12 protein-coding genes and 1 pseudogene are annotated in these 13,667 nt (G+C 70.8%); 2 read left to right on the top strand and 11 right to left on the bottom strand.

Going from position 1 to position 13,667, the window contains the following annotated elements; all coding sequences use genetic code 11:
* Nucleotides 1-134 precede the first annotated feature (134 nt).
* From WA640_RS09290 to WA640_RS09270, 6 genes and pseudogenes are all read right to left on the bottom strand, one after another.
* Nucleotides 135-1,172, bottom strand: a complete 1,038-nt coding sequence (locus WA640_RS09290) for a 3-isopropylmalate dehydrogenase (protein WP_335987373.1) — start codon at nt 1,170-1,172, stop codon at nt 135-137.
* A gap of 174 nt (nt 1,173-1,346) precedes the next feature.
* The gene (serA, locus tag WA640_RS09285) at nt 1,347-2,945 is read right to left on the bottom strand and encodes a phosphoglycerate dehydrogenase (protein WP_335987372.1); all 1,599 of its coding nucleotides are present in this window, start codon (nt 2,943-2,945) and stop codon (nt 1,347-1,349) included.
* 159 nt (nt 2,946-3,104) lie between these two features.
* A complete protein-coding gene (locus WA640_RS09280; RefSeq protein ID WP_106364507.1) occupies nt 3,105-3,530 on the bottom strand; it encodes a regulatory protein RecX in 426 nt (141 codons plus the stop codon).
* Between the two features lie 3 nt (nt 3,531-3,533).
* Nucleotides 3,534-3,641 (bottom strand): annotated as a pseudogene (locus tag WA640_RS28815) (hypothetical protein); the annotation flags it as partial.
* The gene (gene recA, locus WA640_RS09275; protein WP_106364506.1) at nt 3,616-4,674 is read right to left on the bottom strand and encodes a recombinase RecA; all 1,059 of its coding nucleotides are present in this window, start codon (nt 4,672-4,674) and stop codon (nt 3,616-3,618) included. The gene recA and the pseudogene WA640_RS28815, both read right to left, overlap by 26 nt.
* Before the next feature lie 120 nt (nt 4,675-4,794).
* Entirely contained in the window at nt 4,795-4,998 is a 204-nt protein-coding gene (locus WA640_RS09270) for a DUF3046 domain-containing protein (protein ID WP_106364778.1), read from the bottom strand.
* A gap of 91 nt (nt 4,999-5,089) precedes the next feature.
* On the opposite strand from WA640_RS09270, the gene WA640_RS09265 reads away from it, so the two are divergent.
* Together WA640_RS09265 and WA640_RS09260 are read left to right on the top strand one after the other, a co-directional pair.
* On the top strand, nt 5,090-5,662 hold the full coding sequence (locus WA640_RS09265; protein ID WP_106364505.1) for a TetR/AcrR family transcriptional regulator: 573 nt from the start codon (nt 5,090-5,092) through the stop codon (nt 5,660-5,662).
* A 199-nt stretch (nt 5,663-5,861) separates the two neighbouring features.
* Entirely contained in the window at nt 5,862-6,308 is a 447-nt protein-coding gene (locus WA640_RS09260; RefSeq protein WP_335987371.1) for a DoxX family protein, read from the top strand.
* A gap of 35 nt (nt 6,309-6,343) precedes the next feature.
* Here WA640_RS09260 and WA640_RS09255 read toward each other — a convergent pair whose 3' ends face one another.
* The 5 genes from WA640_RS09255 to WA640_RS09235 form a co-directional block, all read right to left on the bottom strand.
* Nucleotides 6,344-8,122: an Hsp70 family protein gene (locus WA640_RS09255; RefSeq protein ID WP_335987370.1), complete on the bottom strand. Its 1,779-nt coding sequence runs from the start codon at nt 8,120-8,122 to the stop codon at nt 6,344-6,346.
* Nucleotides 8,123-8,255: 133 nt separating this feature from the next.
* The gene (locus WA640_RS09250; RefSeq protein ID WP_335987369.1) at nt 8,256-10,130 is read right to left on the bottom strand and encodes a DEAD/DEAH box helicase; all 1,875 of its coding nucleotides are present in this window, start codon (nt 10,128-10,130) and stop codon (nt 8,256-8,258) included.
* Between the two features lie 309 nt (nt 10,131-10,439).
* A complete protein-coding gene (locus WA640_RS09245) occupies nt 10,440-11,474 on the bottom strand; it encodes a GNAT family N-acetyltransferase (RefSeq protein WP_335987368.1) in 1,035 nt (344 codons plus the stop codon).
* Between the two features lie 57 nt (nt 11,475-11,531).
* On the bottom strand, nt 11,532-12,554 hold the full coding sequence (locus WA640_RS09240) for a GNAT family N-acetyltransferase (RefSeq protein WP_335987367.1): 1,023 nt from the start codon (nt 12,552-12,554) through the stop codon (nt 11,532-11,534).
* 84 nt (nt 12,555-12,638) lie between these two features.
* A complete protein-coding gene (locus WA640_RS09235) occupies nt 12,639-13,658 on the bottom strand; it encodes a hypothetical protein (protein WP_335987366.1) in 1,020 nt (339 codons plus the stop codon).
* Between the last annotated feature and the right edge of the window lie 9 nt (nt 13,659-13,667).

Below are 13,667 nucleotides of genomic sequence, written 5' to 3'. Positions count from 1 at the left end.
TCCTGATGCTTAACTTACCGCTCGTTCAGGTGGTCGGGCGGCAGCCTGTCATCTGGGGCCTGACACGGGAAAACGCCCGGCGAGGCGTTCTGGTCGAACGCGGGCCCGCCGGGCGCTGAAGCTGTTGCTTGGGTCTAGCTGAGCTGTCCGGCGACGTCGGCGGCTACTCGGTCGCCTACCTCGCCGGTGCGGATCTGGGCCCCGCTGTCGCGGGACGCGAGCTCGCGCTCCACCGCGGCGTTGACGGCCGCGGCGGCGTCGGCGCGGCCGAGGTGCTCCAGCAGGAGCGCGGTGGAGGAGATCGCGGCGACCGGGTCGGCGATCCCCTGCCCGGCGATGTCCGGGGCCGAGCCGTGCACGGGCTCGAACGTCGACGGGTGCGTGTGGTCGGGGTTGATCGAGCCGGTCGCGGCCAGGCCGATGCCCCCGGTGACGGCGGCGGCGATGTCGGTGAGGATGTCGCCGAACAGGTTGTCGGTGACGATCACGTCGAAGGTGTGCGGCCGGTTCACGAGGAACATCGCCGCGGCGTCCACGTGCTGGTACTCGGTGGTCACGTCCTGGTACTCGGCGGCCACGTCGTCGAACGCGCGCTTCCACAGGCCGCCCGCGTGGACCAGCACGTTCGTCTTGTGGACGAGCGTCAGGTGGCCGCGGCGGCGGCGGGCGCGCTCGAACGCGTCGCGGATGACCCGCTCCGTGCCGTACCGCGTGTTCAGGGACTCCTCGGTGGCGATCTCCGCGGGCGAGCCGGTGTGGAGGTTCCCTCCGGCGCCGGTGTACAGGCCCTCGGTGCCCTCGCGGACGACCACGAAGTCGATGTCGCCGGGCTTGACGTCGGCCAGCGGCGAGGACGCGCCCGGGTACAGGCGGCTCGGCCGCAGGTTCACGTACTGGTCGAACTCGAAGCGGAGCTTCAGCAGCAGGCCGCGTTCGAGGACCCCCGGCGGGACGGTCGGGTCGCCGATGGCGCCCAGGAGGATCGCGTCGTGCTCGTCCAGTTCGGACAGCACGCTGTCGGGGAGGATCTCGCCGGTCCGGTTGTACAGGCGCGCACCGAGGTCGTACTCGGTGTACTCGTAGCCCGGGAGGGCCACGGCGAGCACCTTCTGCGCCTCGGCGGTGACCTCTTGCCCGATGCCGTCGCCGGCGATGACCGCGATCCTGCTCATGGTGCCTCTCTGGTTTCCGTTTCCTCGACGCCGCGCACTCGGACCCGTCCGGCATCGCGGCCGGGAACGGGGAATGCGGGGCGGGTGCGTTCACCATAACGCACCCGTCCCGCATTCCGACGAACGGCTCTCAGCAGATGGAACGGCTGAGACGCAGGGGATTCAGTGAATCCCTCAGTCCTGGAGGGTCACGGCCTTCGCGCCGGTCGCGCCCACGGAGTCCTTCACGCGGCCCAGCACCTCGCTCGGCACCGGCGCGTCGAGCGCCATCGCCATGACCGCCTCGCCCCCGGCGGCCTTGCGCGCCACCTGCATCGCGGCGATGTTGATGTTCAGGTCGCCGATCGCGCCGCCGATGAGGCCGACCACGCCGGGCCGGTCCGTGTAGCGCAGGAACAGCAGCGACCCGTCCAGGTCGATGTCCAGCTCGAACCCGTCGATGTCCGTCAGCCGCGGGCCGCCGTGCGGCCCGGGGCTGATCGTCCCCGAGACGGTGAGGCCCCGGCCGTCGACCATCGCGCCGCGCAGGGTGACCAGCGTCTGGTACTCCGGCGACTCCTGCGACGTGTACAGGCCGACCTCGACCCCGCGCTGCTCGGCCACCAGCGGCGCGTTCACGTACGTCACCGAGTCGGCCACGTCCACGAACAGCCCCTTCGAGGCCGCCAGCTGGAGCACCGTCACATCGTGCGCGACGACCTCCCCGCGGACCTCCACCGTCACCGACTGCACGGCCGAGCCGGCCAGCGAGTTGAACGTCCGGCCCAGGCGCTCCGCGAGCGACAGCAGCGGGCGCACCTCCTCGTGGACCACGCCCCCGGCCTGCACGTTCGCCGCGTCCGGTACGAACTCCCCCGACAGGGCGAGCTTCACGCTCTTGGCGACCGCCAGGCCCGCGTTGTCCTGGGCCTCGCGCGTGGAGGCGCCCAGGTGCGGCGCGGCCACGACGTTGTCCAGCGCGAACAGCGGCGAGTCGGTGCACGGCTCCTTCACGAACACGTCGAGCCCGGCGGCGGCCACGCGGCCGTCCTGGAGAGCCGCGGCGAGCGCGTCCTCGTCGATCAGCCCGCCGCGCGCGGCGTTGACGATCCGCACGCCCGGCTTGACCTTGTTGAGCGCGTCCTCGCCGATGATCCCCACGGTCTCGGGGGTCTTCGGGAGGTGGATGGTGATGAAGTCGGCGAGCGACAGCAGCGTGTCGAGGTCGACCAGGCGCACCCCGAGCTTCGCGGCGAGCGCGGGCTGGGCGTACGGGTCGTACGCGACGACGTCCATGTCGAACGCCTGCATGCGGGCGGTGACCAGCTGCCCGATCTTGCCGAAGCCGATCACGCCGAGGGTCTTGCCCTGGATCTCGACACCGGTGAACTTCTTGCGGTCCCAGCGGCCGGCGCGCAGCGACGCGTCGGCGCGCGCGATGTGGCGGGCGCTGGCGAGCAGCAGCGTGATGGCCTGCTCGGCCGCGGACACGATGTTCGAGGTGGGCGCGTTCACGACCATGACGCCGCGCTCGGTGGCGGCGGGCAGGTCGACGTTGTCGAGGCCCACGCCCGCGCGGGCGACGACCTTGAGCTTCGGCGCGTGTTCGAGCGCGGCGGCGTCGATGGTGGTCGCGGACCGGACGATCACGGCGTCGGCCTCGACCAGCGCGGCGTGGAGGGAGTCCACGTTCGTCCCGTCGATCTCCCGGACGTCGAAGTCCCCGGAGAGCACCTCGATCGCAGCGGGCGCGAGCGGGTCGGCTATGACCACGACAGGTTTCGGTTCGGTCATGGATACCTCGCAAAGGTAAGGAGCAACGGAGGACCGGGCGCGGCGCTGCGTCGTCAGCGGCAATGGTATGTCGATCGCGTTAACGGCTCCTTACCGACCTGCCGCATTCCGGATGATGGAACACCCCGACCCTGCCGCTTCCCCTTCCCGCTCCCGCCCTCACTCGAAGTGGGCGTCCTCGTCCAGGAGCTCCGCGGCGTCGCTCTCGGCCTCTGCGAGGACCTGCTTCACCACGGGGATCGCGATGCCGGAGCCGTAGCCCTTGCGGGCGAGCATGCCCACGAGCTTGCGCAGCACGGCGTCGTCGCTCTGACCCGCCAAGGACCGGTAGCGGCGGCGGGCGAGTTCCAGGGCCGCTTCGCGTTCGTCCTCGTCGCTGACCTGCTCGACGGCGGCGTCGATGAAGTCCGGATCGACGCCCTTGCGGCGCAGCTCGCCGACCAGCGACCGCTTCGAGAGGCCGCGGGAGCGGTGGCGGGACTCGACCCAGGCGCGCGCGAAGACGGCGTCGTCGATGAGGCCGACCTCCGAGTACCGCTCCAGGATCTCCGAGACGATGTGCTCCTCGAACCCCTTGCGGCGCATGGAGTCGCCGAGTTCGGTGCGCGTCCGGGGACGGCCCGACAGCAGTTGGAGACAGTACTGCCGGGCCTCTTCCGGGTCGTTCGGCTTAGAAGTCGACCGGGGCTTCTTCAATCTCGTCCTCGATCGACGCCGGGGCGTCGGCGGCGGCCGCGTCGACGCCGAGCTTCTCCTTGATGCGCTTCTCGATCTCCAGCGCGAGGTCCGGGTTCTCCTTGAGGTTCGCCCGGGCCTTCTCCTTGCCCTGGCCGAGCTGGTCGCCCTCGTACGTGTACCAGGCGCCCGACTTCTTGACGATGCCGTGCTCGACGCCCATGTCGATCAGCGAGCCCTCCTTGGACACGCCGATGCCGTAGAGGATGTCGAACTCGGCCTGCCGGAACGGCGAGCCGACCTTGTTCTTGACGACCTTGACGCGGGTGCGGTTGCCGACGGCCTCGCCGCCGTCCTTCAGCGTCTCGATGCGGCGGATGTCGAGGCGCACCGAGGCGTAGAACTTGAGCGCCTTACCGCCGGCGGTGGTCTCGGGCGAGCCGAACATGACGCCGATCTTCTCGCGGAGCTGGTTGATGAAGATCATCGTGGTGCCCGTGGTGTTCAGGCCGCCGGTGATCTTCCGCAGCGCCTGGCTCATGAGCCGGGCCTGGAGGCCCACGTGCGAGTCGCCCATCTCGCCCTCGATCTCGGCGCGCGGCACGAGCGCGGCCACCGAGTCGATGACGATGAGGTCGACGGCGCCGGAGCGGACCAGCATGTCGGCGATCTCCAGGGCCTGCTCGCCGGTGTCGGGCTGCGAGACCAGCAGGTCGTCGACGTTCACGCCCAGCTTCTCGGCGTAGATCGGGTCGAGCGCGTGCTCGGCGTCGATCATCGCGGCCACGCCGCCCTCGGCCTGCACGTTCGCCATCGCGTGGAGCGCGATCGTGGTCTTACCGCTGGACTCCGGGCCGTAGATCTCGATGATGCGGCCCTGCGGCAGGCCGCCGACCCCGAGGGCCACGTCGAGCGCGATGGATCCGGTCGAGATGGTCTTGACGTTCTGCTTGGGCTTCTCCCCCAGTCGCATGACCGAGCCCTTGCCGAACTGCTTGTCGATCTGGGCCAGCGCGAGATCGAGCGCCTTGGCCTTGTCCTGAGCGGAGTTCATCCCGCCTCCCTTGGATCCTGTCTGCTTAGCCATGTCGAATACGGTAGCCGCACCCTCCGACAAGGTAGGACAACGGCTTGTTCGAACACGGCGCAACTCGCAACACGAGGGATCCGCCGATCAGCGCACGAGCCGCGCCGGGATCCGCTCGGGCCAGGCCCGGCACACCGCCATCCACACCGCTTTCGCGTTCTCGCCTTCGGCGAGCGCCTGGTCGATGGTGCGGCCGCCGAGCTGCCCGATGGTGGCGTCGGAGGCCACCGACCTGGCGTAGGCCGGGCCGAAGGTCTCGTCCATCCGCTCCCAGAAGTCGCTGAGTTTCACGCGCCGCTCCCCCGTCGTCCGCACCTGTCCATGGGGACAACGGTAGGCGACTCGTTGGCCCGGGGCCAATCCCAGGTGGCAAGATTGCCGGGTGCCTCGCGTCAGCCAAGAACACCTCGACTCGCGCCGCCAGCAGATCCTGGACGGCGCCCGCTCGTGCTTCGCCAAGTTCGGGTACGAGGGCGCGACGGTGCGGCGGCTCGAAGAGGCCACGGGGCTCTCGCGCGGGGCGATCTTCCACCACTTCAGGGACAAGGACGCGCTGTTCCTGGCGGTCGCGTCGGTCGACGCGGCCGAGATGGCGGCGACGGTGGCCGAGCGCGGCCTGGTCGGCGTCATGCAGGACCTGACAGCGGGGGCCGACAAGCCGGAGATCTCCGGGTGGCTGGGGACGCAGCTGGAGGTGGCGCGGCGCCTGCGCACCGACCCCGAGTTCGCCGAGGCCTGGGGCCGCCGCCGCGAGGCCATCGCCGAGGCGAGCCGCGAGCGCCTGGAGCACCAGCGCGAGGTCGGCGTCCTGCGCACCGACGTCGACATCGAGGTCCTCGCGGGCTTCCTCCAGCTCATGTACGACGGCCTCGTCCGCTACCTCGCCACCGGCCGCGACGACCTGGAGATCACCCGAATCCTCCAACTGGTCGAAGAAGCGGTCCGCCGCCACTAGGGAGCGTGCAGTCGACGGGTCGGCAGGATACTCCTGTCGGCCTTGCTTGTGAGCAGGTCTTTACCGCGCAAATCACGTTAGATATCTGAAGGTGGGTCATATTTACACAGACCCCTACTCGTTGGTATGCTCGCGGGTTAGTTGAACAGTCAACTAAGCCTGTCCTTGTATGGGGGCAGCATTCGCAATGGGAGGCAATGTGATCGCAAGACTCCAACCGATCGGGCTGCTCATCGGGCGTGTGGCGCTCGGGGTCGTGTTCATCGCGCACGGGTGGCAGAAGTGGAGCACCAACGGGATCGACGCGACCGCGCAAGGCTTCGAGGGCATGGGAATCCCGGCACCCACGCTGTCCGCCTACTTCGCGGCCACGACCGAGCTCGTCGGCGGCTTCCTGCTCATCGCGGGGGCGCTGCTGCCGCTGGTGGGGCTCGCGCTCGCCGCAGTCATGCTGGGCGCGATGTACTTCGTGCACCTCGACGGAGGGTTCTTCTCGATGAACGGCGGCTACGAGTATGTGCTGACGCTGGCCGTGTTCGCCATCGCCATCGGGTTCTCCGGCGGCGGGCTGCTCGCGCTTGACAGCTTGTGGCTCAACAGGAAGAAGGACGAGGAGGCGGCCGAGCCGGCCGCTGCCACGGCCTAACGAGACGTCCGGGCGGGCCCCACCGCCCGCCCGGGCTAGCACTCGGCCAGGCCGCCGAGGGAGTTGACGTCGGCCGGGTCGATGATGAGCCATACGAACGGGATGTAACCGAACTCGTTCTCCCCCAGGACGACCCGGACCATGACGTCCGAGGCGTCCTTGCCCTCGTGGTAGTCCCAGTAGCCCTCTTCGCCTTCGTTGCCGCGGGGCGTGATCAGGTCCGCGGTCTCGTAGCAGACGAGTTCGAAGACCGTGCCCACCGCCGCATAGCCGATCGCGGTGGAGTCGGACGCGGAGCCGCGGATGCCCGGCTCGCCGCCCTGGTCGGCGCAGTAGGAGCGGGTCTGCGGGCAGTTCCAGTAGACCTCGCCGGTGATCACCTCGGGTGCGGCGGAGGTCGTCGTCTCCTCGGGTTCAGGCGTGTTCGTGGCGGGGTCCTCTGACTCCGCGTTCGATGATTCGGCGTGCGTCGTCGGGTCCTCTTCCGCCGCTTGGCCGTCGAGGCTTCCCAGCCACCATGCGCCGCCGCCGACCAGCGCCGCCGCGAGCACCGTCGCGATGGCGAGGAGCGCCACGGGGAGGCCGCGGCGCCGCGGCGGAGGCGGGGGTTGGACGATCGGCTGCACCACGGTGACCGGATCTGTCGGCGGCGGGACTGCGGCAGGGGTGAGCGGGAGCACCGGGGGCGGGACTGCCGCGGGGGTCACGGGTTGGCCCGCAACGGCCACGGCCCCTTCGCCGACCACGAGTTCGGGCTGCTCGATCATCGTCGGCGCGATGCCGAGCTCCTGGTGGATCATCGTGGCGGCCAGGGGCATCCGGCTCGCGCCTCCGACCATGAAGACGCCCGCGACCTGGTCGGGCGAGAGCCGCGCCTCGCGGATCACCGCCTTCGTGATCGCCACGGTCTGCGCCAGGAGCGGCCGGGCGAGGAGGTCGAGTTCGGCGCGGGTCAGGAGCTCCTCGGCGGCGAAGCCCGGGACGAGGACCTCGGTGGTCGAGCGGCGCGACAGCCGCTCCTTCGCTTCGCGCACCTCGTCGTAGAGCTGGAACCGGGCCCGCAGCACCTCGCCGCCCGCATCGCGGTTGTTAGAGGGCTCGCCGAGCAGGGCCCGCCAGGCCGACGAGCGCTCCTCGGTCCCCGCGAAGCGCCCGCCGAGGTAGTCGACGAGCGCCTGGTCCAGGTAGTGGCCGCCGACGCGGTCCGAGCCGTCGACCGCGAGGACCTCGAAGCCGCCCGGTCCGAAGGCGACCGCGCTCGCGTCGAACGTGCCCGCGCCGAGGTCGTAGACGACGAGGGCCCGGCCGGACTCGATCCGGCGCCCGAGGACCTCCGCGAAGTAGCGGGCCGCCGCGACGGGCTCGGGCAGGAGCAGCGGGGCGGGCAGGCCGGCCGCGAGGGCGGCGTCGGTGACGATGTGGCGGCGGTTCGGGCCCCAGGCGGCGGGGACCGTGATGGTGACCGACCGGGGCGGCCCGGCGACCGCGGTGCACTCGGCGAGGACGCGGCGCAGGACGGCGCGCACGGCGTCGCCGATCGAGACCTCCCTGTCCCCCAAGAGCAGCGAGGGGGCATCGAGGCGGAGCTTCGGGTTGCGCTCGTAGCGGTGGGGGTGGCGGCGGGCCTCCCTCGCCGCGTCCCTGCCAACCAGTAGTGATCCATCGTGGTCGATATATATTCCTGACGGCAGGAGCGGATGGCCGTCGAAGAGGATCTGGTGCCGCCGCCCGTCGCCGCGCAGGACCGCGGCCACGGTGTTGTGGGTGCCGAAGTCGATGCCGAGGGCGGCGGCCGAGCGCGAGGCGTCGTCCATTCAGGACCTTTCAGGGGTGCGGAGCTGCGGTCCCGCAAGGGTACTTCGGGCGCGCCGCGCCCGGTTCCCCCGAGAGAAGACGACTGAGGCCGACGGGGGAATCCCCGTCGGCCTCAGTTCACATGCTCAGTGCCTACCAGCGGTCGCGGCGGTCGCGGTCGCCGTAGCCGCGGCGCTCGCCGCGGTCCCGGTCGCCGTAGCCGCCCCGGCCGCGGTCGTCGCCGCCGCGGAAGCCGCCCTCGCGGTTCCCGCGGTAGCCGCCGTTGTCGCGGCCGCCCTGGTAGCCGCCGCCGCGGTTGCCGTAGCCGCCGCCGTCGCGGTTGCCCTGGTAGCCGCCGCGGCCGCCCTCGCGGTCGCCGTAGCCACCGCGGTTGCGGTCGCCGTAGCCGCCCCGGTTGTCGCGGTCGCCGTAGCCCCCGCGGCCGCCTTCACGGCGCTCGCCGTAGCCGCCGCGGCCGCCTTCGCGGTCGCCGCGGTACCCACCGCGGCCGCCGCCCTCGCGGTTGCCCCGGTAGCCGCCCCGGCCGCCGCCCTCGCGGTTGCCGCGGTAGCCGCCGCGGTCCTCGCGGTCGCGGCGCGGGCCGCGGTCGTCGCGGCGCTTGGACGGGCCTTCGAGGATCTCGCGCTCGGCCTGCTCGCGCAGGCGGGCCGCCTCGGCGCGCAGGCCCTCGGCGTCCTCCTTCAGGCGCTCGATCTGGCGTTCGAGGCGCTTGACCTCGTCGTCGTTGCGGGTCGCCTGGTGCTCGGAGGACACCGCGCGCAGGTCGGTGAAGTTCCGGGCGCCCATGAGCGCGGTCAGCTCGGCGTCGAAGTTGTCGTTGACGTAGTGGCGCGTGGCGTCCACCCCGGCGCGCTCGATGAGGCTGAACATCGACCGGTTCTGGTGCGGCAGCACCAGGGTCGCCACGTGGCCGGACTGCCCGGCGCGCGCGGTGCGGCCGGCGCGGTGCAGGTAGTCCTTGTGGGTCTTCGGCGGGTCGACGTGGAGGACCATGTCGACGCCGTCCACGTGGATGCCGCGGGCCGCGACGTCGGTGCACACGAGCGCGTCGAGGCGCCCGTTCTTGAAGCGCTCCAGGACCTTCGAGCGGTCGGCCTGGGTCATGCCGCCGTGGAGGCCCTCGGCGTTGACGCCCGCCTCGCGCAGCTCCTCGGCGATGCGGTCCACCGCGAGCTGGGTCCGCACGAACACCATCGTCAGGCCCGGGCGGGCGGCGACGGCGGCCGTCATGGTGGCCTTGTCGCGCGGCCCGATGAGCAGCAGGTGGTGGCTCATCGTGGTGACCGAGCCGGCCGGCGGGTCGACCGAGTGGACGACCGGGTCGGACAGGTACTTGCGGACGAGGACGTCGATCTCCTCCTCCAGCGTGGCGGAGAAGAGCATCCGCTGGCCGCCGGTGGGAAGCTGGTCGAACAGCTCCTCGACCTCGGGCAGGAAGCCCATGTCGGCCATCTGGTCGGCCTCGTCGAGGATCGCGAGCTCGACGTCTTCGAGCGAGCACTCGCCGCGGCGGATCAGGTCGCGCAGGCGGCCCGGGGTGGCGACGAGCATGTCGACCCCGGCGCGGAGCGCGTCGATCTGGCGGGAGAACGCGGTGCCGCCGCAGACGACCTTCATCTCGATGCCCACGGCGTCGCCGAAGGTCTGGAGCGACTCGGCGACCTGGATCGCCAGCTCGCGGGTCGGGGTCAGGATGATCGCGCGCGGCCGCTTGGCCTTGGTGCGCCCGCCCGCGGCGAGGCGCGACAGGGTCGGCAGGCCGAAGGCCAGGGTCTTGCCCGAGCCGGTCTGGCCGCGGCCGAGGATGTCGCGGCCGCTGATCGCGTCCGGGATCGTGGCGGCCTGGATCGGGAAGGGCGTGATGATGCCCTGCTCGGCCAGCGCGGCCGTGATCTTCTCGGGGAGGCCGAGCTCCTCGAAGGTCGGGCCCTCGGGGGCCTGGACCTCGTCGGTCTCGACGGTGAACTCCTCCGCGAGCGCGGCGTCGGCTGCGGGAGCCTCGGTCACCGCGGCCTCCGACGGGGAGGATTCGAGGGTTTCAGTGGTTTCGGGGGCAATGTCGGATTCACTGATGGCAGCATCCGGCACAGTTTGGTCAAGAGTCATGGTTCGCCTTCCGCGAGAACGACTTCGTAAGTGACGCACGTTCCGCGGAATATCGGTTTCACCATGAGCCGACGGTGATGGGGCGGGACGCGCCTGATCGGGCCTCTGCAATGAAGAACTAGGGCCAGCTAAGAACAATAGCCGACCGTGAGAAGCGGTCGCCACTCTCACGGTCGGCTTGTGCCTGGAGACACCCTTTCGGGGGTCGGGCTAGGCGTCGAACTTGCGCTGGAACTCCGCGCCGCCGTCGAGGATCTCGTAGCCGAGGACGACGTTGATGCCGATCATCGGGGCGTTGACGTCGGCGTTGTCGGTCCAGATGTGGCGGACCTGCGGGAAGTTCTCGCGCACGAGGCGGAGGTTGAGGATCTTCAGGAGCGTGCCGAGGCGGTGGCCGCGGTGCTCGGGGTTGACGATGGTGATGCCCTGGAACGCGTCCGGGTACTCCGGGTCGCTGTAGGCGAACACGGCGGTGTTGGCGACGGCCTCGCCGGTGGCCTTGTCGATCGCGATGGTCTGGACGGCGTTGACGCCCATGGCCTCGTTGCGGTCGGCGCGGGCGTTCTTGAGCTCGGCGTCGATGGTCTCGGGCCCGAGCTCCAGGTCGCCCAGCGGGACCTCTTCGAGGATCGTGGAGTCGATGCGGGCCATGGTGTCGACGAGGTGCTCGGGCGTGCGGCCGATCCAGGAGACGATCTCGTAGGCGTCGCCCGCGGCGGCCTGGGACTGCTCAAGGAGGGCCTGCTCGGTCTCGGGCGCGAGGGCGTCGACGGCGCAGCGGCGGTTGATCCAGGTGAGGGCCTGCTCGAAGCCGTGCTTCTCGGCGAAGAGCTGCCCGGCCTTCGACCGCTCGACGCCGTCTTCCCAGGTGAGGCGGGTGTCGATGGTGAGGGTGCTGCGGCCGCGGCTCTTCGCGTCTTCGATGAAGTGGTTCAGCAGGTCCGAGCCGATGCCCTGGCGGCGGTGGTCGGGATGGACGTGGATGCTAGCCCATCCGAAATGGAGGTTCTCGCGCCGGGGGTAGCCGGCCTCGGCCAGGCCGACGGCTTCTCCGTCGCGGACGGCCACGAAGGTCGGGCCGTGCTCGGCGGGGTCGGGGTGGACCAGTCCCAGGGAGAAGTTCCCCCAGTGGGGTGCGGGGGCCTCGGGCGCGTCTGCGGCGTGCGCGGCGCGCAGCACTTCGAACGCGCTTGCGACGAGGTCGTCGTCGGCGGGGTCGAGTTCGACGATCTGGATGTTGCTCATCTGCACAGTCTGACCAGGGGGTATGACACTCGGCAACCGAATTACGGAAACGTCCTGTCAGGTCTGGAGCTTGCGCTGGTAGACGCTGAGGGCGTCGACGGCCTCGTAGCCGAGGAGGTCGTTGATGGCGACCATGTGGTCATTGACGTCGGCGTTCTCGGTCCAGACCTCGGCGACGCGCGGGAAGCGCTCGCGGAGCTGGCGGAGGTTCGCGAGCTTGACGAGGAGGCCGAGGCGGTGGCCGCGGTGGTCGGGGTCGACGATCGTCATGCCCTGGCCGGCGTGGCGGGCCTCGGGATCCTCGTAGGCGTTGAGGTTGGTGTAGGCGACGACGGCGCCGGTGGCGCGGTGGACGGCGGCGGCCTTGACGGGGACCTGGTGGACGGCGGCGACGGCGGCCTCCTTGGCGCGGGCGCGCGCGACGTCGACGTGCTCGGCCTCCAGCTCGATGTCGCCGGTGGGGACCTCGACGCGGGTCATGGCGTCGAGGCGCGCGAGCGACTCGATGAGGTCGTCGGGGGCGGGGCCGGTCCAGGCGCGCAGGTCGTAGTCGCCGGAGGCGGCGCGGGCCTGGTCCCAGAGGCGCCGCTCGTCCTCGGGGGCGAGGGCGTCGGTGCGGCTGCGGCGGTGGACGTTGACGAGGGCGAGGCTGAACCCGTTGCGCTCCAGGAAGTTCGCGCCGGTGTCGGGGCGGCGGGGGCCGTCGCCCCAGGTGGTGAGGGTCCCTGCGGTGAGGTCGGTGCGGCCGCGGTAGGAGGCGTACCGGGTGTAGTGGTCGAGGAGGGCGGTGCCGATGCCGCGGCGGCGGTGGTCGGGGTGGACCATGAGCTCGGCCATGGCGAGGTGGGGGTTGTCGTCGGTCATGAGGGCGACCCCGAGGTATCCGGCGAACGCGCCGTCGTCCTCGGCGGCGAAGTACGCGATCTCCAGGCCGGGCCGGTCCTGGCGGAGCTCGGCGCGGAGCGACTGCTCGACGGGGCGCGGGTTCTCGGGGGCGTCGGCCTCCAGGACGCTGTTCATGAGGGCGAGGATGTCGCCCGCCGCGCGGTCGTCGGCCGGGTCCACAGGGGTGATCTGCATGGTCCGAGTATGGCCCGGACCGTCCACGGCCGGGGTCCGCCGCAGGCGCCCGTGGATGCGTGAACCCAAGGGCGCCTGAGCGGTTCAGCCCTTGAGCTGGTATTCGGCGTTGGCGTCCACGGTGGCGTAGCCCAGGAGTTCGTTGATGGCGATCATGGGGGCGTTGACGTCGGCGTTGTCGGTCCAGATCCACTGCGTGGTCGGCGAGTGCTCGCGCAGGAGGCGCAGGTTCGCGAGCTTGAGGAGCAGTCCGAGGCGGTGGCCGCGGTGGGCCGGGTCGACGATCGTGATGCCCTGCATGCTGTTCACAATGTCGCCGTCGTCGAGGTTGAGCTCGGTCCAGGCCTGGATCTCGCCGGTGGCGCGCTCGATCGCAACGGACACGACCTTGGTTCGGCCCTCCTCTGCGTTCACGGCCTCCTTGGCGCGCAGTTTCTCGGGGGTGATCACCTCGGGCTCGATCTCGACCTCGCCCATGGGGACCTCGGAGTAGATCATGGTCTGCATGCGGCACATGGTGTCGACCAGTTCCTCGGGCACCGGGCCGGTCCACTGCCGGACCTCGTAGGCGTCCCCGGCTTTGGCGAGGGCCTCCCGGTAGATGCGCTCCTCCGTCTCGGTGCCGAGCGGGTCAGCAGGGCTGCGGCGGTTGACGGTGGTGAGCGCGCGCGTATAGCCGCGGGCCTCCAGGTCGTTGACGACGGCGTCGTCTCGGTCTGGGCCGCCCTCCCAGTGGACGGAGACGGTGGTGAGGACCGTGGTGCGGTTGCGGGAGGCGCAGAATGACTCGACGTGGTCGCGCAGGAGCGCGTCGGCCCCGGCGGTGCGGTGGTCGGGGTGGACGTACTGCTCGTAGAAGGCCAGTTCGGGGTTGTCGTCGGTGAAGAAGTCGGTGCGGGCCCAGGCGAGGGCCTGCCCCTCCTCGTCGACCGCGGCGAACCAGTACCGCTCGCGGCCGGGGAACACGTGGGTGAACAGCGTCCGGAAGTACCGCTCAGGGTAGGTGGGGTTCTCGGGGGTGTCGGCGTCGTGGGCCGCGATGAGGATGGCGAAGGCGCGGTCGATCAGTACGGCGTCGTCGGCACTGAATTCGATGATGCTCATCGGCACAGT

The sequence above is a fragment of the Glycomyces sp. MUSA5-2 genome, from assembly GCF_037034145.1.
GTDB classification, from domain to species: domain Bacteria; phylum Actinomycetota; class Actinomycetes; order Mycobacteriales; family Micromonosporaceae; genus Glycomyces; species Glycomyces artemisiae.
Note: the sequence above shows the minus strand (reverse complement) of the source record. Positions and strands in the feature narration are given on the sequence as shown.

Excerpts from the sequence above, each read along its gene's own strand:
- WA640_RS09290 (WP_335987373.1), bottom strand. The coding sequence starts at position 1,172 with ATGAGCAGGATCGCGGTCATCGCCGGCGACGGCATCGGGCAAGAGGTC.
- serA (WP_335987372.1), bottom strand. The coding sequence starts at position 2,945 with ATGACCGAACCGAAACCTGTCGTGGTCATAGCCGACCCGCTCGCGCCC.
- WA640_RS09280 (WP_106364507.1), bottom strand. The coding sequence starts at position 3,530 with ATGCGCCGCAAGGGGTTCGAGGAGCACATCGTCTCGGAGATCCTGGAG.
- recA (WP_106364506.1), bottom strand. The coding sequence starts at position 4,674 with ATGAACTCCGCTCAGGACAAGGCCAAGGCGCTCGATCTCGCGCTGGCC.
- WA640_RS09255 (WP_335987370.1), bottom strand. The coding sequence starts at position 8,122 with ATGGACGACGCCTCGCGCTCGGCCGCCGCCCTCGGCATCGACTTCGGC.
- WA640_RS09245 (WP_335987368.1), bottom strand. The coding sequence starts at position 11,474 with ATGAGCAACATCCAGATCGTCGAACTCGACCCCGCCGACGACGACCTC.
- WA640_RS09240 (WP_335987367.1), bottom strand. The coding sequence starts at position 12,554 with ATGCAGATCACCCCTGTGGACCCGGCCGACGACCGCGCGGCGGGCGAC.
- WA640_RS09235 (WP_335987366.1), bottom strand. The coding sequence starts at position 13,658 with ATGAGCATCATCGAATTCAGTGCCGACGACGCCGTACTGATCGACCGC.